Here is a 19877-nt window from a genome sequence, read left to right on the forward strand (position 1 = left end):
ACAATATGCAAGGTGCTATCTCCCATAAATTTTTCAACGTCTTATTCCTTCACGTATGCTTCTTCCTTAATATGAAATGCCGTCTTCCAACTTTATTAATATTTATATTGTTTACATTCATTTATATCAATCCTTTACATTAATCTGAATAGTAATACTCACTTTGCTAACTTTGTTGCAATTGCAACAAAAATAGTTTACATTTAATTCATAATACTTTTTAGCAAATGTAATATAAAATACGATAAGGAGTAGATTATGAAAGAAATTTTACGTGAGGTTGGGATGATTGCGAGGGCATTAGACTCTATAAGTAATATAGAATTTAAAGAATATGAGCTCACAAAAGGGCAGTATTTGTACCTTGTACGAATATGTGAAAATCCTGGGATCATTCAGGAAAAGTTAGCTGAAATGATAAAAGTAGACCGAACAACAGCATCTCGAGCTATAAAGCAACTTGTGAATAATGACTTTATCGAGAAGAAAGATGATGAACATAACCGGAAAATCAATAAACTATTTCCGACAGAAAAAGGAATAAATGTTTACCCGCTTATAAGAAGAGAAAATGATTATTCCAATATGGTGGCATTAGCTGGATTAACAAAAGAAGAAGTGGAAAGTATTTCTGATCTGCTCCAAAGAGTTAGAAAGAATATAGAAAAAGACTGGGAATTTGTGAGAAAAGGAAACAAAAGAAACTATTGAGTTTTTTAAGGAGCGAATTAATAAATGATTATTAGTATAAAAAAATGTACCATTGAGGACTTATACTTACTTCAAGAAATTAGTATTGAAACATTTAATGAGACATTTAAGGATCTTAATTCTATGGAAAATATGAAATCCTATTTGAAGAAGGCGTTCAACCTAGAACAACTTGAAAAAGAGTTGTCCAATATCTCATCAGAATTCTTTTTTGTTTTTGTTAAGAATGAAATCGCTGGATATTTAAAGGTCAACACCAATGATTCTCAGTCTGAAAATATGGGTGATGAATCACTAGAAATCGAAAGAATTTATATTAGGCGCAAATACCAAAAACAGGGGCTTGGAAAATATCTAATCGATAAGGCTATAGAGATAGCAGTACAGAAGCAAAAACAGAAAATCTGGCTAGGTGTATGGGAAAAGAATGAGAATGCGATTTCTTTTTATAAAAATGTAGGGTTTGTTCAAGTAGGAGCCCACTCTTTCTTTATGGGTGATGAAGAACAAATAGACAATATATTGGCTAAAACACTACTATAACTGAAAAGGTGGAATCCTATGTATATCCCTAAACATTTTAAGATCACGGATATTAATGAGGTTTGGGAGTTTATTCAATCGAACTCTTTTGGCACGATTGTTACGACAAAAGAAGGGAAACCAATTGCGACCCATTTGCCTTTCGGGACAAATAAAAAAGGCGATGACTTATATATTACTGGACATATGGCTTATGGAAACCCTCAGTGGAGAACATTTGAATCCTGGGGTGATGTGTTAGTCATGTTTCAGGGGCCGAATGCTTATATATCTTCTTCCTGGTATTCCCAGGAAAACGTACCCACATGGAATTATCAGGCTGTCCATTTGTATGGTAAACCTATAATTTTAAAGAAAGATGAGTTAATAGAAGAATTGATGAAAATGTTAGATAAATATGAAGGAAATCGTGAAAATCCAGTCTTATGGGATAAACTTTCTCCTGATCTCTTAGAAAAAGAACTGAAAGGTATTGTAGGTTTTAAGATTAAGGTGGAAGAAATACAAGCTGCATATAAATTAAGTCAGAATCGAAATGAAACAGACTATGATCATATCATTGATGAGTTACAACACGAAGGAAACCCAAATTTAAATCAAATGTCAAGACTTCTGGAAGAGAAACGAAAAAGTTGAAGATGATTTATTTTGTTCAGCTGCCCTATTGATAGTAAATAAAAATGTGGGATTGTGAGATATTCTTGTTCAAACTTTATTACAAAGCAACCACCACAAACCAAGGATGAAATACTCAGCTATGTGTGGAAAGACGAAATGCTCCATGAAGATTCCACAGGCCAGAAAGTACTTATTTCTCCCGAGAAGCACATGATGATGGGGGCAGGGAAGAGCTTTTTTCACTAAGAATCAATGCCAAATGGGTCAGTAGAAATGCTTCTGATTTTTATCATTTCCAAAGTCGTGGATTTGCAACCAAGGGTTCAATTTGCTAAAGCAGCAGAGCAAAATGATTCTGGCTGGAATTTGATAGCAGGTCCTAAAGAGGTGGGTGCACCCCTGGAAATCCGTCAGCAAATAAGAGTGTATGATGTCCATGGCCAGGCAGGAGATTTTTATAAAGTTATAGGGATTGCAGGAATGACTCCTTGGTTCTACGTTATGGACGGAAAAGCCCAAGTAGACGCTTATTCGCTTGAAAAAGGTGATTCAATTACAGGCGAACTGGAAGAATTAGTGTTAGTCAAGCTTCTTGCTGATACAACCCTTGTACTATTTTTGGTGAGTCTTAAAGCGTCTGTGACATTTGCAGGGAATTTTAGTGGTATCAAACGATGATTTAAGAACTTTTAAAATTAGGCAGTGAGCAAAATCATATAGGGAAATTGAGGAGTACGTTACTATCGTTTAGTTTACAGGGATCCTTTGGACTACCGAAATGGTTCAGGATAATTACAGGAAATGTTCTTTTGATTGGGATTATAGCCTTGGTTTTGGGGATTTGCTATCCTGTATTGGCAGCTTTTGTTTTTGATAAGCTAGGGGAATCGGAAAAAAGATTTAATATCAAAAAACAACCGAAAAATCTAGAATTCATCTTCCGCTTTCACAGGGCTACGCCCATAACGTATGGGACTGAGAGACTTATTTAAGAAACCATTAAGAAGTGTAATAGAAGGAGTCATTTTTAACGTTAAAAGGTATGAGGAATGGTCTTTAAATCTATATCTTTTTAGGTTCGAGATGATCATTCACAAGTAAAATTAGAATTGTACACTAGAAGATGTTAGTAGCTAAATAAAAAAAAGCATTCCATCTGTTTTAAGAAACAGATGGAATGCTTTTTCATTTAAAGTAAAAAACTAATTAATAATCCAGCAGATAACAAAAATCCAAAAAACGTATTGGTCAGAGCGGTTGATTTCATTGCTACTCGTAAATATTGCGGTTCGTTATCACCTTTTAGGAATCCTTGAATCGCTAAGAACGGTTTTTTCACGCTTAAGAACACGACTAATGTCCAAGGACTGATATGGCCCGTCACAACGAGAAATACAATCCATAAATAAGAAACTACAAATGCAATTGCTAAAACAATAATTCCCTTCTCACTACCAAGAAGAATCGCCAATGTTTTTCTTCCACCTTTAATATCTTCCTCTATATCACGGATATTATTGGACATGTTTATGGCCCCAACTAGAATCCCGATTGGAATAGAAATTAGCAGGCTTTGAATAGTTATCGTATTTGTTTGAATAAAGAAAGCAATTAATACAAAACCTATCCCCATTAATAAACCAGAGAATAATTCCCCAAAAGGAGTATACGCAATTGGTAAGGGTCCACCAGTATAGAAGTAGCCAATAGCCATCCCAAATAGGCCAATTACGACTAACCACCAACTACTATTTATACAAATATACACGCCAATAAAGGCAGCTAAAATATACAATAAAAAAGCTACAGTTAACACATTTTTTGGTTTTAAACCATGCCGTACAATACCGCCACCAATACCAGTAGAATCAGCCGTATCCAATCCACGTTTAAAATCATAGTATTCATTAAATAAATTTGTCGCGATTTGTAAAGCTAAACACGCCGTCATCATAGCAATAAATAAAAGCCAATCAATCTTAGATTCATACATTGCCATAACTGTTCCTAAAATGACTGGAGCAAATGTCGCTGTTAGAGTATGTGGCCGCGTCATTTTCCACATTAATTTTGCAGGACTTAGTTCTTTTTTATGTTCCATGTAATTATTCAACATCCTTACTTTTAATCTAATTCAATATAAAGAGTTTCAATTCGAAGCACGCCTTTTCAGGGGAAAAAGTATTAGACAACGATTTTCGCTCCTAGCCTATTATATCATGAAAGCCAAACTATGCATGTTTTTGACTTGATGAATATATATCTTGTTTGTCAAGGTAAAAAAGTTTATAAAGCAAGCAAGCGGAGATGGAACTTGATAGTGAGACACTAGACAAATTTATACGTTAGTTTGATTTGTGGTTTTTTGTTTACCATTAGGTGTAAATAAGGAACCGATGAAAATGTAAGGATTTTTAAATTATTTTAAGAGTGAGTCTTATAATTGTATTTAAGCTTAATGGCTGTATTTGTTAAAGTAAAAAAGCCGAAAGATATGTAGGCAGTGAATGAAAACTTACATATTTTTCGGCTGTTTAATGTTATTTTTAATTAGATAATTGGACTTGTGTGTTTATCGTTAAAATTTCAACTAAGTCAAGCTTGGATGAAATTTTCTTGCAAAACGTTTGACAATAATGGGGTCGGTTCACCTACACTGTAAAGTTGCAAATAATGCATAGCTCTGGTGCAGGCGGTGTAGAATACTCTGCGAAGGCTCTCATCGCCGTATACTTGCTCTGATGCGTCATAAATGATTACCGCGTCAAATTCGATGCCTTTTGACAAATACGACGGTACGACAACAACCCCTTCTTCATATTCAATCGAGCCATTCTTCATGAGCTTGATATCATCGATGTTGGACAAGGCTTCGTATGCACTCTTACTTTCCTCAGATGATTTACATATTATGGCGATACTGTTATAACGAAGACTTCGCAAAGTTGCGACTTTGGACGCGATGCAGCGGTGCAGTTCAGAGTGATCGAGCAATTGTGTCAGCACGGGTCGCTCGCCGTCACGTTCGAAAGGGATAATCCGTTCGCCGTTAGGTACTAGTCTACTTGTAAATTCAATAATCGGTTTTGTGGATCGGTAGCTGCGTGTCATATTGATCACTTCCGTTTCAACCTGTCCGTATAAGCTCAAAAGTGTATGAAAATCATTCATTTCGCTTGCATGGGCGAATATCGCCTGATTAAAGTCACCTAGCACAGTCATTCTTGCCAAAGGGAATAAACGCTTTAGAAACTCGAATTGAAACAGTGAATAATCCTGCGCCTCGTCAACAAGTACGTGCTTTATCGAGCTGTTCGACTGAAAGCCTTGAATCAGCTCTTTCATAAGTAAGAAAGGAGTAGCATCTTCGTAGGATAGTTTGCCTTCAGATAGCATTTTCAGCGTCGCTTGACAAATCTCCGCCCATTCTGCGGGTGTTTCCCCCTCCATCAACTGCTTGATCTGCAGGGGATCAGCAAAAAGCTGCTTATATATCTCCTTAATGTCGATGAAACCAGTTGTTTGGATTTGTTTACGTAACGGCTTCAATTTCTGTTGAACAATCAATCGGGCAAGTGCTTCAGGCTCGATCTCATAATCGGCAATCGATTCTCTTTTAAAGCCGCGTCTTTTTGCTAAGTAGGTATGGGCCTTATGGTAATCCTCGCTGCTAAGCAGCTCGATTTTCTCCTGTACCCACGGCTTAGTCAGTTCATCCTTTTGGGTTTCATTTATTTTCTTAACCAGCCAATCCTTTAACTTTTCAAGTCTATTATGAAAGCGGAGTGAAGTGTCGTTACTATAAAACCTTTCTGCTATTTGCTCCGCGGTAACAATCGGCTTTCCTCTGAAGTTCATGTCCATGAATAACATTCCAGATAACGCTAACGACTTTCTATATGATTCAATCGCTTCGAAAAATAGGGGTGATGCTTTGAATCGAATGCTCGCAACCCTTGACTTGTAGGAAGGGGTATTTGTAGCAGTTAAAACATATTCCAATTGCTCGTAGGGATTTTCAACTTGAAACTCGCTACTTAGCCGATGGTTTAAGTATTCCTGAAATGTGACCTGCTGCATACTCTCTTCACCGAGTTCCGGCAGCACATTAGACACATAACTGTTAAACATCGAATTAGGCGAAAATAGAATAATTTGATCGGCATTCATACTATCTCGATATTTGTAGAGTAAAAAAGCAATACGCTGTAGGGCGGCCGATGTCTTGCCGCTGCCAGCTGCACCATGTACAATGAGCAGTTTCCCACGATCATGACGGATGATTCGGTTTTGCTCCTGTTGAATGGTAGCGACTATACTATGCATATGTTTGTCAGTGCCTTTGCCTAGAACCTGCTGTAATATCTCGTCTCCGATGGTGAGACTCGTATCATACATAGATTGAAGAACACCCCCGCGGATAAGATATTGCCACTTATTCTCCAATGTACCTTGGAATATGCCTCCGGGTGCTGCATATTGAGCGGGACCGGGCTGGTAATCATAGTAGACACTCGAGACCGGTGCTCTCCAGTCATAGATAAGAAACTCTTCGCCACTAGCATCTGTAAGTGTGGAGATTCCAATATAAATTTGTTCCTGGATGAATTCTCCTTCTTCAATGAAATTGATTCGGCCGAAGTAGGGCACCTCCTGCATGCGCCGCAGCTTGGACAAATTCTTGGATACATGTCTATCGGTGCTTTGACTTACTGATAAAGCTTGAGCCTCTTGTCTCAAACCGATGATGGTCTCAAGATAATCGTCGAAGGTATCAACATTTACTTTGACTTCATCCCAAAAGTGTTTGCGTATAGTAACCAGTTCGTTCTGACGCCGAGAAGTTTCTCCCTCTAATCTGCTGATTCGCTCCGTTATTGTCTCTATTACACTGTCCACTCGTTTTTGCTCCTGCTGAAATTCTGAATCCATAGGAACCACTCCTTAAAAAGATTGGGTTTGACAAATGAAAAAATATGTTGTATCATTTAAAGTGGAGACATAATGCTTTTTAGTAATTATAGCGAATATCTATATGAATATACCATAGATTCTCATTTTTTTCAATGTATTGTACATGATTTCTATGCTTCTTTGCCATACATACACTAGTTGAATGCAAGAAACGCACACCCGATAGATAAAAGGGTGTTTTTTTGACCATAATTTTACTACGAAATCTATAAAGCATAAATAGTTGCTGGTTCTTTTTGTTAAAAGTTTTAATTCTTATTTAACAAATCCTTTTCCAATTAAAAATGCGGAAATTTATAAGATTAGTTGCTTCATTGTTCGTGAATATAAAGTTCTAATCTCGTTGATTGTAGCGAAAGCCGTCACAAAGAAAGGCTTTTGCGAACAAAAGCGAAGCGTTAAGAGCAGTAAGTGGAAATCAATCACATTCGGATTTTAAGGCTTATTGTTTTATTATGAAATTGACTAAACTAACAGGGCGTTAGTTGAATAACGCTCATTAAAATGATTAAAATTTTTTATAAGAATCTCATACATAATTAGAAAGAATAACAACATTTCAATCAATCTATTTTCAAAATGGATTCATTTCTTTTGCCATAAAATATGGATGTACCGACCATTTTTGATCAAGCTTTATTCTAAAGCGACAAGTTTGTGTTTTAAAATAAAGTTTGACCGTTTAGAAAAAGATTCACTGTTTTCAATAAGGTTGCACAGCTTCATCCCGTTGGATATGATTATCATAAAGGGTGTTTTTTATGTCTAAAAGAATGAGAATATTTAAAGTTGACAAGCGGATTAAAGAAGGCGTTTTAATTCATATTGATGATATGAATGAGGTTGCGAATGTTGTACTGGCATGAAAGTGGTATCGTATAAAAATAGATTTTATTATAGGAGAGATTGACATGGAAGTTTTTGCAGACTATTTAGTGCAAATTGATGAACCGCAACATCGGGACAGAACGGAAGAAGTTTTAGCTTGGGTAACTAAGGAATTTCCAAATTTAGAGACAAAAATCGCATGGAATCAGCCTATGTTTACTGATCATGATACATTTATTATTGGCTTTAGCATCGCTAAAAAACATTTGGCTGTTGCCCCTGAAAATGCAGGGATTACTCATTTTTCTGATGAAATTGTGCGGGCTGGCTATGATCACACCAAGCAGTTGGTACGTATCCCGTGGGAGGGTCCGGTTGATTTCTCTTTACTTAAAAAAATGATTGAGTTTAATATGTTGGATAAGGCAGAGTGCTTAACTTTTTGGCGGAAATAAAAAACTTGGATTAGTAAGGGGACAATGCATTTTAACCATAATTTATCGTGAAATCGAATCTAATCTAATCCAATATAAAAGCCACACATTTTGATCAATCTCTTTTTCAAAATGTGTGGTTTTCTTATAGGATAAAATCAATAGTTTTAGCGTCTTTTGAATTAAACTTTATGATCTTCAACAATAGTATCCAATAATTGAAGATCTCTATATAAATAAATCTCAGGAGGGATGATCATGGATAATAATACGCCAGATAACAGTTCGGTTTTGATAAATGGGGATAAAGAAACAGTTTGGGATTCTGTTACAAATGAGGATAAGCTCTTACACTGGTATGCGCCAGGATCGCCTAGGGAGATCCCTACTTTAAAAGCTGGGGAAAAAGTAATTTTTACGTTAATGCCCAGCGCTCATAATAATCTGACAGAGGAACATCAGATGTCTTTAACGATTGAAAAGGTAATTCCTTATAAAGAGTTTACTCTTTACTTGGATTCACAAAAATTGCTACTATCATTTAGTTTAGTTGAAGATGGAAATCATACAACAGTTACCATCAATTCAGGAGGTTATGATGAGTCATTAGCTAATTTGAAAGCGCTGATAGAGGGGGAAGAACTACCATATGTATAAACAATACCATATGGGATAGTCAAATCCTTGTTCCGTAAAAGAGTGTCAATCCTTGTTGGATTAACACCCTCGATATTTAAAGATTATTTCGCGGAGCATGGCTATTTCTTAACATCTTACATATTTGCGTTTGAATCCAATCTTTCCTCTATCTACTTCTTTTTGAATGCTTTCATAAGCGTTTAGGATACTGCTTTTTTTCTTGTCCCGTTTGACTTCTACTATACCTACTGTCTTTGCGGTCTCGATGGCCTTTTCATGGAGCGGCAAATAGGAAATCCCCACAGTGGATAGAAAATTATTCATAGCCGATTTCGTTCGTTCTGGCGAGTCGTGAATTGTATTTTTCACAATGTCGAGCATGTTTGAGATCTTGCTTTCCGAAAATTCAATGTCTGAACGATTTCCTAAAAGCCAACAGTAGCAACTCCAGCCCGCTGACATTCTCAGCTCTTCACCGCTCACGATCCATTTATCAGCAACTTCTTGTGCAATATCTGACTCTGATAAAGTTACGGCCACTACATAATCGGACAGCATATAAAAATACGCCGCATCCATCCAACGATCATAATCCGCCTCCGTCATGGCTTTGGGATCTGCAATAATGCCTGCAAAGTACATGGCATCGTAGTTCCCTGTAGCATAAAGCTCTTCAGCTAAAGGCTGATTTAATTTTAGGTTCTTTGCGATTGGTTTCATAGCGCCTGTACCCGCGCCAAAAAGCGGCTCATGTGCACCATTGGATATGTACATTTTTTTCATTCGATCCTTGCCAAGGGCTTCAAGCTCCTGCATCACCACATCTAAATTCATCGCCTAACACTTCCTATCTTTTGGAGTTTTCCTCCTGAAATTTTGCCAATTAAATATATCATCATTATCTTATAACAAAGACTTACAAATTGTCATTAAAACGACCGATACATGCATGGGTTTTAGGTAGGTACCAACTTTGAACACCTAAATTTAAATGACTTTACACATAATTGTTAGCTTGTATAGAGATTCATAGTTTCTATCGATTCCTATTAATAAGAGGAAGGTTTTTGACGAGTGGTGAAAAATGATAAAATATTACTATCAAACAATCCGGCTATTTTGTATAGGGCGTCAAGTAAAGAATACCTCACATCGAACTATAACAGTTATACCGCTATATGAAAGAAATTAGACGATTATTTCATTAGCATTTTTAAATTTAACTAACAAGGTGCTCTTATTTAAGAAGGTAGCATAGAAAATAATCAATCTTTATGTTGCATTCAGGAGATCAAACTAAAATGCATGAAACCCATGGCTGATAACAAAAGAATTCAAAACAGAAAACATGAGATGACAAAATCACCACTCTTATGTTTTCTGTTTTTTTGAGCTCGACAATAATTCAGCTTGCAAAATAAGAACAATATGTATATAGTGTGTATATAGTATATATACAATAATTCATAAAGAGGTAGTTGTATGCAAATTATTATTTCAAACAGTTCAAAAGAACCGATTTATAGGCAAATCTATGCACAAATAAAAAAGTTGATTTTCATAGGTCAATTGCAAGAAGGGCAGTCGCTTCCTTCTATGCGTCAGCTCGCAAAGGATTTGGAGATTAGTGTTATTACAACGAAGCGTGCCTATGAAGAACTTGAGAAAAATGGCTTTATCTATTCCATTGTGGGGAAAGGTTCGTTCGTAGCAGAGCAAAATATGGAGATGATGAAGGAAAGAAAGATGAAAGTGATTGAAGAAAAGTTACTGGTAGCCATTCAAAACGGTAAAGAAATGGATCTGAGCTTAGCGGAACTAAAGGAAATGCTTACATTATTGTATACGGAGGTTGACTGATGGAAAACGTAATTGAATTACAACATGTCCAAAAATCATTTGAGGGTTTTCAACTAAAGGATTTTTCAATGACTGTTAAAAAGGGTTTCATAACGGGGTTTATTGGTGGAAATGGTGTTGGGAAATCAACGACGATTAAACTATTGATGAATTTATTGCAGCCAGATAGCGGAACAATTTCGATATTCGGTTTGGATTATAAGGACTATGAAAAAGAAATAAAGCAGCGCATTGGCTTTGTATTTGATGAAAACATTTTTTATGAACATTTAACGTTAGCAGAAATGAAGAAAATAATAAAACCAGCCTATTTAAATTGGGATGATAAACTATTCAATCATTATGTTCAAACATTTGAATTGCCGCTTAATAAAAAAATTAAATCCTTTTCTAAAGGAATGATGATGAAAGCGTCGTTAACAATTGCTTTATCGCATCACGCGGAATTAATTATTATGGATGAACCTACGTCTGGATTAGATCCCATTTTTCGTAGGGAGTTGTTAGATATTTTACGTGATCTTATGCAAGATGGGGAGAAAGCTATCTTCTTTTCGACTCATATTACGACAGATTTAGATCGTCTTGCAGATTATATTACGTTTATCCATAATGGTGAGCATATTTTCACAAAGGAATTTTATCAAATTGAAGAAGAGTATGCCATTGTAAAAGGCGGGATAGGGCTATTAGATGGGGATACAGAACGGGAATTTATAGCCATACGAAAATCTGCCCATGGTTTTGTAGGATTAACAGCTAATAAAGCACGTGTAGAAGATATTTTTGGAGAACTGGCTTTGATCGAGAAGGCAACTCTTGAAGATATTATGTTTTATACAAAGAAAGGGGTTGAGCAGCATGTTTAATTTAATTCGGAAAGATATCCTTTTGCAAAAGACGACGTTATTGATTCTGCTACCACTTTTAGTTGTTTTCTTATTCATGGAAAACTCATATGTCTGGATAGGTATAATATTTAGCATCTCAATTGTTATGAATGCTTATAGCGTTGATGAAAAGTCAGCAAGTCATATACTGCTCAATTCCTTGCCTTATACACGGAAAGAAATTGTCAGTTCAAAATATATCGGTACATTTATTTTCGTAGGTTCAGTTGTTTTCACCATCTTTATTGGCAATTTAATCATTCATCAAGAAATAATGATGTGGAAAGATATACTATTGATCGTTAGCTCTGTGATGGTAGCAATATCATTGCTTTTCCCATTTTCGTATAAATTTAAAAGCCAATATATGCTCATTGGTGCACTTGTTTCGTTAGCCATTTATCTAGTGATTATTCCTTTATTTATCCCCAACGTGAACGATAAAATCAGGGAGTTTGTGCAAACGGTATTAACGTTACAAACTGCTCAGTTCTATTTGTTCATTGCCTTGTCGGTTATGGTGCTCTATACATGTTCATGGCTGCTGTCGATTCATATTTATAGAAAAAAAGTGTTTTAAAGATATTCCTGAGGGATGGGGAAATGTCATGTACCGTCCCTCAAGAGTCGTTGCACAAAGCCTAGGTTTACAAGTTTTATCATTTCACAAAAGAAGTGATTTTATATTACGGGAAGGGTGAGGCAATGAAAAAAGTAACAGTTTTCGGAATTATTATCGGCATAGGGTTATTAGTTCTTTTGAAAGTGTTTCAGCATTCAATACCGCGAATTAGCGATCCACTGGCGAATTACACAATATTAACAGGTTTTGTTCTTATTGCTATTATCTATGGTGCGTCTCAACTTAGAAAAAATAAATAGAAAATCATGTGGAAGATAATTAGTATATATTTACAGCTTGTACTGTGTATCGTTTCTAGTTTATCAGTGGTATACCTCTTCAAATTGATTGGAAACAACACCTATTGCCAGTGTCAATTAAGTAGGCATACCTGCTTTTTTAACGAGTGTATCAAACGATTGCCACTGTTGGACTTTGGGAGCAGTCTCTATTTTTAAATTAAAGCATTTGCAATTTTAAAAGTATTAGATGACTTCTTGAATGACTAGTAGTTTATTTTACGCGAACCATCAGTCGTTGTTACTTGGAAAAGCAAATGTTGACGCGGATTCGCTGTTTTCTTCAAACCACTTTTCTGAAATGGTTTTGGTCTTGGTGAAGAAGCGGACTTGGTCAGGCCCAAACATATGCCCCTCACCGAATCTCGAGCGTTTCCAGCCGCCAAAGTTATGATAACCAACAGGAATTGGAATTGGCACGTTTACCCCAACCATGCCGACGTCAATATCCGTTGTAAATTTGCGAGCGGCCGCCCCGTTATTCGTGAAAATTGTGACACCGTTACCGAGCTCATGTGCATTGATTAAGTCGATTGCTTCCTCTAATGAATCTACCCGAACGACATTACGAGCAGGACCGAATACCTCTTGCTCATAAATTTCCATGCCAGGTTTGACGTTGTCTAATAGGGTAGGACCTAGATAAAAGCCATTCGAGTTTTCAGCGATGTCTGGGTTGCGACCATCGCATACGAGTGTAGCACCTTCTTCTAGGCTACGGTCGATAAAGCCAATGATTGCGTCCTTTGATTGCTTTGTAATAACAGGTCCAAAATCAACGTCTGATTCTGTGTACGGCCCCACTTTCAATTTTGCAATTTTATCAACCAGTACTTTGACAAGGTTATTCGCTGTTTCTTCGCCAACGGGAATGATTGTGGAAATGGCCATACAGCGTTGCGAAGCGGCGCCATAGGCCGCGCCTAAAAATGCGTTTGCGACCTGTTCTAAATCTGCATCTGGCATGACAATCATATTGTTTTTACCGCCACCTAATGCCGTAACGCGCTTACCGTATTTTGAACCGGTTGTGTAAATATAATCAGCGACAGCTGTGGAGCCGACAAACGAAATGGCTTCAACAGCAGGGTTTTCTAATAGCTCGTTGACCGCATCCTTGTCGCCATTGATGACTGTCCAAACACCATCAGGTAAACCCGCTTCTTTCCACAGTTCCGATAAAAATAATGCGGAGCAGGGCACGCGCTCGGACGGCTTTAAAATGACGGAATTGCCGACTGCGACCGCCATAGTTGTAATGGCAAGTGGCACCATCACTGGAAAGTTGAATGGGGAAATTGCTGCAACAACGCCAAGTGGTGCTTTTACGGAATAAGCATTAATATTCCCACCAACATTGACGGAGTACTCACCTTTTAATAGGTGAGGGGCATTGATGGCTAAGTCGACGGATTCTAAACCACGTGTGATTTCACCCTTGGCATCCTCGATTGTTTTCCCACTTTCGATACAAATGATGTCGATGAGCGCATCCATACGTGCGGTCATCAATTGACGAAACTTCATGACAATTTCAACGCGTTTGCCAATCGATAGGGCGCGCCATGCCGGAAAGGCTGCTTTAGCTGTTGCAATTGCGCTTTGCACTTCCTCTTTCGTTGCAATAGGGACGCGTGCAATCACTGCCCCTAAACTCGGATTGAAAACATCTGAGAAGTGACCACTTGTGCCTGCAACGATTTCACCATTAATAAAATGCCCTAGTTCTTTTACCTCTGTATTTGTTACCATACATTCATTTCCCCCTTGTGTTTTACGCTTTTTGCAGTAGTTCATTTAAAGCGTGCGTAAGTTTTTCAACAATCACATCTTTTTCTGCTAATGAAATAATCAGTGGTGGAGCGAGAGTTAACGTATTGTTAAAGCCTGCAACCGTGACACCATTTTTCCCGATGATTAACCCTTGTTCTTTACATAAAGCGATGACTTTGTTGACAGCAGTTACATCCATTGGCGCTTTGCTGTTTTTGTCACTCACAAGCTCAATGCCAATCAGTAAGCCTTTACCGCGGATGTTGCCGACATTTGGATGATCCTTTAAGCGTTCTTGTAGTTCCGCATGGATAATTGCGCCCATTTCTTCTGAGCGAGCAAATAAATTTTCATTTTCCATGATTTCGATATTTTTGAGGGCAACTGCACAAGCTGCTGGAGAACCTCCGAATGTGTTGACGTGGCGGAAAAAGTCGTACTCCTCACTCCCATTGAAAGCCTCATAAATTTCGCGACGCACAGCTGTAGCAGATAACGGCATATAAGCACTTGTTAAGCCTTTTGCCATTGTGACAATATCCGGCTGAATGTCATAATTTTGGAAGCCAAATGCTTTGCCTGTACGTCCGAAGCCGCAAATTACTTCATCGACAATGAGCAGGGCCCCATGCTTTTCACAAACTGCTTTTACCCCACGCAAATAGTCCTCATGGGGCATTATCACGCCGCCACCGGTAATAATAGGCTCAAGTATTACGCCGGCAATCGTCTCGGATGATTCCCAAGTCATGACATTATCGATTGCCTGAACAGACGGTAGGGCAGTTGGCTCTGTAATATGATCTTCGTTTGCACGGTAGGCATCTGGTGGTGCAACATGGAGGAAACCAGGTGCTAACGGTTCGTACTTATATTTACGTTGTGCTTGCCCTGTTGCCGCTAATGCCCCCATCGTATTGCCGTGGTAGGCACGATAGCGGGAAATAAATTTGGTGCGATTTGTATGACCTTTTTGCTGATGGTATTGACGTGCGATTTTGAAGGCGGCTTCATTCGCCTCTGAACCACTATTAGAGAAAAACACAACATAATCATCGCCTAATAATTCGCTGATTTTTTCGCTCAGTTGTATGGCAGGGATGTGCCCCACGGATAGAGGAGTATAGGCATTTTCCAGTAATTGCTCGTAAGCGGCTTTGGCGAGTTCCTCTCGCCCGTAGCCAACGTTCACACACCATAAACCAGACATGGCATCTAAATAACGTTTCCCATCAATGTCCGTTATCCAAGCGCCTTTCGATTTCTGAATGATTGTCGTCGTGTTTGGGTTGTAGGGCTTCATGGAATGCCATACATATTGTTCATCTTTTACTTGCCAATTTTGACTCGTTAAATTCGTCACCTACATCATCACTCCTTCATTGATTATCATGCAATAACTCTATTATTCACTCTATTAGGAAAAATAGCATTATACACAATGTAAAATGAATAGATTGTTGCTATTCACATTAGTGAGTGATGGGAATGGTTATCTGTCGTTAAACAGTATTAACTCCAGTGCTAATCGCTTTTCTGTTTGCATAAAATCTGGACCGAGCAGCTGCTCAATTTTTTCCAAACGATGGTACAGTGTTTGTCTAACGATAAACAGGCGTTCGGCAGTGTCTTTTTTTTGACCATTGGTGTGTAAGTATACTTTTAACGTTTCGACTAATTTACTTCTATGCTTGCGGTCATAGTCAATAACGGGCTGTATATATTCGGTCATCATGTCCATAATATATGGGCTTTTTTGTAATTGCAAAATTAAATGGTGAAGGTGTAAGTTCTCATAAAAATACGAAAGCTGTGGGGCGTTCCGTCGAATGTGTAAGGTGTCTTTAGCTGTTAGAAAGCTAGTATTGACAGCTTGGAAATGAGTGACGTATTTGCCAACAGCGACTGAAATGTTAAAGTCAGCATATTTATACTTTTGTTGATTGTCATGGATTTGAGTAATGGCTTGTTCTATTCGTTGCTTATACGTTTCATGCGCACGTAAATTCGCTAAAATAAAAATAAGCTGTTGTTGCTTTTCTATGATGAACGGATAGAATTCTAACTTCTCTAAGACATTGCGCGTTAATAGCTTATAGTACGTTAAATCACTGCTTTTACTTTTGTTGATTTGATGAATCATGACCAGCCAATGACTTGTTGTGATTTCTGCATGATGGTCTTGCAGGAAATGCGTCAATTCCTCCACATTGGATAGACCATTCAGCCATTGCTCTAAAACTTCACGATCCTCCACGGCTTTTTTTTCCTCGCTATACAAAACCCGCAATAAATAGTGTGAAAGCGCAATAACCGTACGATCTAAAATTAGTGCATCGTATTCATTGACGACGCGCTGCGGAGAAAACAAACAAAGCTCCCCATAATACTGGTTGAAAGTATTCACGTCACAGCGAATGATATGTTTTTCAAGATAATCAGGACTTGCCTGTTGTTGCATCTGCTCATACTTGTTCTGCTGTATATTTGGAATAAACACAGGTTTTTGCCCATTGATTGTAAAGACGACCTGCAAGTCAAGGTGTTTATAGAGGTGCATTAAAATTTGCTCGTAATTGTTGGCGGTGAGTGTGTATTTATTAATTTGCTGTGCGTAGTTCTCCAGGTTTTTAACCATGCCATATTGCTGATTGATGAGGATGCCGTGTATTTCTTGTGTGATTTCGACAAAGGCTACCTCCTGATGAAAGATGATAAGAGGGAATTGGTAGTCCGTTGCCAGTTGCTGTATACAATCAGGGATTTTTTGAATGGAGTGACCGAGCTCAATGCACAGCCCAGCTGAATTGGATACAATTAATTGGTGAATAAAGTGATGGAAGTCATCATTGTTTTTCAAATGAATACCCGTCGTCAAAATTAATTCATTTCCCTTTAATAATTTGGCGGCATCCATATTTTCGACGATATGCACCCATTTGATGACATTAAGTTGTCCTTGTGCACCAGCAAGAAGCTTCGCGTTACTGAATAACTTTTTCATCAGTACATCTGCTACCGTGAGTGAAAATCCATTCATAAATTCCTCCTCCTATGACGCATAATTATTGATGCGTCAACACATCTTCTATTAAAAAGGCCATATACAAATTGGTTTTTGTAAAAGGGTTGGTGGCGTCTATATCTAATAGCTGTTCTACTTTTTTGATTTTATATAGGACAGTGTTGCGATGAATGAATAAACGTTCACTAACTTTACTCGTGCTGCCGTTTTCCTCAAGGAAAATACGTAAAAATGACACGTAATCGGTGTTGTGCAAATCATCATATCGATAAAGCTGTCCAAGTATATCCTGACTAAAGGATTCAATTAATGTCCGATTTTGCACACCCATAATAATTTTATAGGCTCCAATTTCTTTATATTTGTATAAGAAGCGGTTGTTGTGCAGCTGTGCTAATTGAATGACAGTGAGTGATTCCTTGTAGCTTTTATGGATGTTTTCATAGTCTTCATAAAAACTTCCTTTGCCGATGATGACATTTAAGCTTCCGTTTTTCTGGGTGATTTTATCGTAGATGTCTTCTACTGTTTTTGAGAAAGGACTACTGGATGTAGTGATTTGTGTTCGGTTGATGAGAAAGATGAGGTGATTTTTATGCTTGAGTCTTAAAAAGCGTTTATATCTATTTTGGAATGCGAACTGAATGAGTACCTCGTAACGGTCAATGCTACTGCGTGCATCTGTTGTTGTACATGTTATGACGGCCAATTCTGCGCCTTGTGGAAATCCAAGTTGGGTTAAATTTTGCCTTGTGGAATCGACGTGCTGTTTGTAGTGAAACAGTAAGTTGTAAAGGACTTGGTCTTCGGTGGATTGTTCTTGTTCGTGGGCGATAAATTGAAATGTCGTTTTTAAAAGATCGGCTACACGGCGTTCCCAAGGCATTTGAAAAATGGGTAATTCATGCTCATTGGCAAACGAGATGACCGATTCAGGAATGTCAGGAATATAAGGTCCCGTATTCACGATAAAACCAGCTATTTTTTTAGTGTAGGCCAGTTTAACGAGTTGTTCTAAGGATGTATTTTGGTGTGGAAAGTTAATGCCTGTTGTCACAACTAATTCATTTGGTCGGCAAAACATGATTAAATCAATACTTTCTACTACATTAATACCCGTAACTCTTCGATACATACCACTTTGTCCAGCTACTAATGTCAGCATTGGGAATAGAGCCCCCTCTACGATTTTGCCAATCGTCCCCATAACAGCCCCCCTAATTATACAAGTACCGTACCATAAATAATGTGCACTTGCACATACTTTTTTAGTTTTATATCTATATCTTTGGAATATTTAGTATTTTATAATTTTAATAAACAACAACTTTTTAATAACTGTGAAAGAGAGGACTTGCATATGTATAAATGTAATAGTAGTCGACTGCAGGGGTTAATTGAACAATTCAGTCAATTTGGTGTAACTGCCAATGGGGGCGTAACCCGTTTGTCCCTTTCAAAAGAGGATGTATTAGCGAGAGACTATTTTTGTGAAATATGCAAAGAGTTAGGCATGGATATTCAAGTAGATGATATGGCAAATATCTATGCGATTCTACCTGGAAAAAGAGTTTGTCCACCAATCGTAATGGGATCACATTTAGATTCGGTTGAAAAAGGTGGCAGGTTTGATGGTGTCTTAGGTATTTTAACAGCAATAGAGGCGATACGAACGTTAAAGGAAAACGACATTGAGCTCGAGATCCCATTAATGCTTGTGAATTTTACGAATGAAGAAGGTGCACGCTTCGATCCGGCGATGATGAGTTCCGGTGTCATTGCTTCAAAATTCAGTAAAGAAAAAATGCTACAGTCTGTCGATAAAAATGGCATTACTTTTCAAGAAGCATTACAAGCAAGTGGCTACGCGGGGGAGCAAGGAAATCGCTTAACAGAAGCCTTTGCTTATATTGAGCTGCATATTGAACAAGGACCAGTATTAGCAGCAAAGCAACGTGAAATTGGTGTGGTCGAAGGCGTTTTAGGCATGGTGTGCTATGAAATCACCGTGACAGGTGAATCAAATCAGCTGGCACAACGCCGATGTCGATGCGTAAAGATCCGATGATTGTGGCGTCTCGTATAATTTCGTCTTTGCATGAGCAGCTGGGCAAAATCGACGAAGAGCTTGTGTTCACATTTGGGCGTATGCACGTGGCACCTAATATTCATACAGTCATCCCGAACGAAGTAGTTTTTACCATGGATTCGCGTCATCAAAATCCAGCGGTGATGCGCAAAGTGGAAAAGCTATTGACAGCCCTAGCACCAGAGGAAAACGGTTGCCACATTCGCCCGGTCAAGCTATGGGAGCGGGAGACGGTATTTTTTGATACAGCTATTTGCAGTGAAGTGGAAAAATCATGCCATGACTTTGGATATTCCTTCAATCGAATGTTCAGTGGGGCGGGGCACGATGCGCAGTATATCGCGAGCTTCATCCCCTCGGCAATGATTTTTGTTCCAAGTATCAAGGGGAAAAGTCATTGCGAGGAGGAGGAAACGACATTTGAAGACTGTGCAAAGGGGGCAGACGTGTTACTGGAAACCGTGTTGACACTACAAACAAAGTTCAGCATGGGTGAAAAATACACACTAAACTCATGATGAGTGCAGGCTAAAATACTATAATTCGCTAGCGCATTGGTTCATCTCTAAAAG

18 protein-coding genes and 1 pseudogene are annotated in these 19877 nt (G+C 38.0%); 12 read left to right on the forward strand and 7 right to left on the reverse strand.

The window, feature by feature from the left end:
• Positions 1 to 258: 258 nt before the first annotated feature.
• The 5 genes from MKZ11_RS15905 to MKZ11_RS15920 are packed head-to-tail and all read left to right on the forward strand — an operon-like array spanning position 259 to position 2550.
• A complete protein-coding gene (locus MKZ11_RS15905; RefSeq protein ID WP_340795364.1) occupies positions 259 to 711 on the forward strand; it encodes a MarR family winged helix-turn-helix transcriptional regulator in 453 nt (150 codons plus the stop codon).
• Positions 712 to 735: 24 nt separating this feature from the next.
• Positions 736 to 1254 (forward strand): GNAT family N-acetyltransferase, encoded by a 519-nt coding sequence (locus tag MKZ11_RS15910; protein ID WP_340795365.1) that lies wholly within the window; start codon positions 736 to 738, stop codon positions 1252 to 1254.
• An 18-nt stretch (positions 1255 to 1272) separates the two neighbouring features.
• Entirely contained in the window at positions 1273 to 1890 is a 618-nt protein-coding gene (locus tag MKZ11_RS15915; RefSeq protein ID WP_340795366.1) for an FMN-binding negative transcriptional regulator, read from the forward strand.
• A gap of 54 nt (positions 1891 to 1944) precedes the next feature.
• The gene (locus tag MKZ11_RS25100; protein ID WP_445327004.1) at positions 1945 to 2118 is read left to right on the forward strand and encodes a pirin family protein; all 174 of its coding nucleotides are present in this window, start codon (positions 1945 to 1947) and stop codon (positions 2116 to 2118) included.
• Positions 2119 to 2124: 6 nt separating this feature from the next.
• On the forward strand, positions 2125 to 2550 hold the full coding sequence (locus tag MKZ11_RS15920; RefSeq protein ID WP_340795367.1) for a pirin family protein: 426 nt from the start codon (positions 2125 to 2127) through the stop codon (positions 2548 to 2550).
• 511 nt (positions 2551 to 3061) lie between these two features.
• On the opposite strand, the gene MKZ11_RS15925 is transcribed toward MKZ11_RS15920, so the two are convergent.
• Both MKZ11_RS15925 and helD read right to left on the reverse strand, forming a co-directional pair.
• Positions 3062 to 3973: a 1,4-dihydroxy-2-naphthoate polyprenyltransferase gene (locus MKZ11_RS15925; RefSeq protein ID WP_340795368.1), complete on the reverse strand. Its 912-nt coding sequence runs from the start codon at positions 3971 to 3973 to the stop codon at positions 3062 to 3064.
• A gap of 494 nt (positions 3974 to 4467) precedes the next feature.
• Positions 4468 to 6804: an RNA polymerase recycling motor HelD gene (helD, locus tag MKZ11_RS15930; protein ID WP_340795369.1), complete on the reverse strand. Its 2337-nt coding sequence runs from the start codon at positions 6802 to 6804 to the stop codon at positions 4468 to 4470.
• A 953-nt stretch (positions 6805 to 7757) separates the two neighbouring features.
• Here helD and MKZ11_RS15935 point away from each other — a divergent pair.
• Positions 7758 to 8129, forward strand: coding sequence for an iron chaperone (locus MKZ11_RS15935; RefSeq protein WP_340795370.1), 372 nt, complete (start codon positions 7758 to 7760; stop codon positions 8127 to 8129).
• Positions 8130 to 8366: 237 nt separating this feature from the next.
• Positions 8367 to 8765, forward strand: coding sequence for an SRPBCC domain-containing protein (locus MKZ11_RS15940; protein ID WP_340795371.1), 399 nt, complete (start codon positions 8367 to 8369; stop codon positions 8763 to 8765).
• A 108-nt stretch (positions 8766 to 8873) separates the two neighbouring features.
• On the opposite strand, the gene MKZ11_RS15945 is transcribed toward MKZ11_RS15940, so the two are convergent.
• Positions 8874 to 9581, reverse strand: a complete 708-nt coding sequence (locus tag MKZ11_RS15945) for a DNA alkylation repair protein (RefSeq protein WP_340795372.1) — start codon at positions 9579 to 9581, stop codon at positions 8874 to 8876.
• A gap of 648 nt (positions 9582 to 10229) precedes the next feature.
• On the opposite strand from MKZ11_RS15945, the gene MKZ11_RS15950 reads away from it, so the two are divergent.
• From MKZ11_RS15950 to MKZ11_RS15965, 4 genes are all read left to right on the forward strand, one after another.
• On the forward strand, positions 10230 to 10607 hold the full coding sequence (locus MKZ11_RS15950; protein ID WP_340795373.1) for a GntR family transcriptional regulator: 378 nt from the start codon (positions 10230 to 10232) through the stop codon (positions 10605 to 10607).
• Complete coding sequence (locus MKZ11_RS15955) at positions 10607 to 11476, forward strand: ABC transporter ATP-binding protein (protein WP_340795374.1); 870 nt, start codon at positions 10607 to 10609, stop codon at positions 11474 to 11476. Before MKZ11_RS15950 ends, MKZ11_RS15955 begins: the two co-directional genes overlap by 1 nt.
• On the forward strand, positions 11469 to 12077 hold the full coding sequence (locus MKZ11_RS15960; protein WP_340795375.1) for an ABC-2 transporter permease: 609 nt from the start codon (positions 11469 to 11471) through the stop codon (positions 12075 to 12077). Before MKZ11_RS15955 ends, MKZ11_RS15960 begins: the two co-directional genes overlap by 8 nt.
• Positions 12078 to 12202: 125 nt before the next feature.
• The gene (locus MKZ11_RS15965) at positions 12203 to 12379 is read left to right on the forward strand and encodes a hypothetical protein (protein WP_340795376.1); all 177 of its coding nucleotides are present in this window, start codon (positions 12203 to 12205) and stop codon (positions 12377 to 12379) included.
• Positions 12380 to 12649: 270 nt separating this feature from the next.
• Here the strand turns inward: MKZ11_RS15965 and MKZ11_RS15970 are convergent, their stop codons facing one another.
• The 4 genes from MKZ11_RS15970 to MKZ11_RS15985 all read right to left on the reverse strand — a co-directional run bounded on the left by MKZ11_RS15970 (position 12650) and on the right by MKZ11_RS15985 (position 18423).
• On the reverse strand, positions 12650 to 14170 hold the full coding sequence (locus MKZ11_RS15970) for a CoA-acylating methylmalonate-semialdehyde dehydrogenase (protein ID WP_340795377.1): 1521 nt from the start codon (positions 14168 to 14170) through the stop codon (positions 12650 to 12652).
• 22 nt (positions 14171 to 14192) lie between these two features.
• A complete protein-coding gene (locus MKZ11_RS15975) occupies positions 14193 to 15554 on the reverse strand; it encodes an aspartate aminotransferase family protein (protein ID WP_340795378.1) in 1362 nt (453 codons plus the stop codon).
• 129 nt (positions 15555 to 15683) lie between these two features.
• Complete coding sequence (locus tag MKZ11_RS15980) at positions 15684 to 17231, reverse strand: PucR family transcriptional regulator (RefSeq protein ID WP_340795379.1); 1548 nt, start codon at positions 17229 to 17231, stop codon at positions 15684 to 15686.
• Between the two features lie 25 nt (positions 17232 to 17256).
• Complete coding sequence (locus MKZ11_RS15985; RefSeq protein WP_340795380.1) at positions 17257 to 18423, reverse strand: PucR family transcriptional regulator; 1167 nt, start codon at positions 18421 to 18423, stop codon at positions 17257 to 17259.
• A 153-nt stretch (positions 18424 to 18576) separates the two neighbouring features.
• Between MKZ11_RS15985 and MKZ11_RS15990 the strand changes: the two are divergent.
• Positions 18577 to 19823, forward strand: a pseudogene (locus MKZ11_RS15990) (Zn-dependent hydrolase).
• The last annotated feature ends 54 nt before the right edge of the window (positions 19824 to 19877 follow it).

The sequence above is a fragment of the Sporosarcina sp. FSL K6-1508 genome (genome assembly GCF_038007465.1).
GTDB lineage: Bacteria > Bacillota > Bacilli > Bacillales_A > Planococcaceae > Sporosarcina > Sporosarcina psychrophila_B.

What these genes read in the sequence shown, in the direction of transcription:
- MKZ11_RS15905 (WP_340795364.1), top strand. Translation starts at nt 259, where the DNA reads ATGAAAGAAATTTTACGTGAGGTTGGGATGATTGCGAGGGCATTAGAC.
- MKZ11_RS15910 (WP_340795365.1), top strand. Translation starts at nt 736, where the DNA reads ATGATTATTAGTATAAAAAAATGTACCATTGAGGACTTATACTTACTT.
- MKZ11_RS15915 (WP_340795366.1), top strand. Translation starts at nt 1,273, where the DNA reads ATGTATATCCCTAAACATTTTAAGATCACGGATATTAATGAGGTTTGG.
- MKZ11_RS15920 (WP_340795367.1), top strand. Translation starts at nt 2,125, where the DNA reads ATGCCAAATGGGTCAGTAGAAATGCTTCTGATTTTTATCATTTCCAAA.
- MKZ11_RS15925 (WP_340795368.1), bottom strand. Translation starts at nt 3,973, where the DNA reads ATGGAACATAAAAAAGAACTAAGTCCTGCAAAATTAATGTGGAAAATG.
- helD (WP_340795369.1), bottom strand. Translation starts at nt 6,804, where the DNA reads ATGGATTCAGAATTTCAGCAGGAGCAAAAACGAGTGGACAGTGTAATA.
- MKZ11_RS15935 (WP_340795370.1), top strand. Translation starts at nt 7,758, where the DNA reads ATGGAAGTTTTTGCAGACTATTTAGTGCAAATTGATGAACCGCAACAT.
- MKZ11_RS15940 (WP_340795371.1), top strand. Translation starts at nt 8,367, where the DNA reads ATGGATAATAATACGCCAGATAACAGTTCGGTTTTGATAAATGGGGAT.
- MKZ11_RS15945 (WP_340795372.1), bottom strand. Translation starts at nt 9,581, where the DNA reads ATGAATTTAGATGTGGTGATGCAGGAGCTTGAAGCCCTTGGCAAGGAT.
- MKZ11_RS15950 (WP_340795373.1), top strand. Translation starts at nt 10,230, where the DNA reads ATGCAAATTATTATTTCAAACAGTTCAAAAGAACCGATTTATAGGCAA.
- MKZ11_RS15955 (WP_340795374.1), top strand. Translation starts at nt 10,607, where the DNA reads ATGGAAAACGTAATTGAATTACAACATGTCCAAAAATCATTTGAGGGT.
- MKZ11_RS15960 (WP_340795375.1), top strand. Translation starts at nt 11,469, where the DNA reads ATGTTTAATTTAATTCGGAAAGATATCCTTTTGCAAAAGACGACGTTA.
- MKZ11_RS15965 (WP_340795376.1), top strand. Translation starts at nt 12,203, where the DNA reads ATGAAAAAAGTAACAGTTTTCGGAATTATTATCGGCATAGGGTTATTA.
- MKZ11_RS15970 (WP_340795377.1), bottom strand. Translation starts at nt 14,170, where the DNA reads ATGGTAACAAATACAGAGGTAAAAGAACTAGGGCATTTTATTAATGGT.
- MKZ11_RS15980 (WP_340795379.1), bottom strand. Translation starts at nt 17,231, where the DNA reads ATGAATGGATTTTCACTCACGGTAGCAGATGTACTGATGAAAAAGTTA.
- MKZ11_RS15985 (WP_340795380.1), bottom strand. Translation starts at nt 18,423, where the DNA reads ATGGGGACGATTGGCAAAATCGTAGAGGGGGCTCTATTCCCAATGCTG.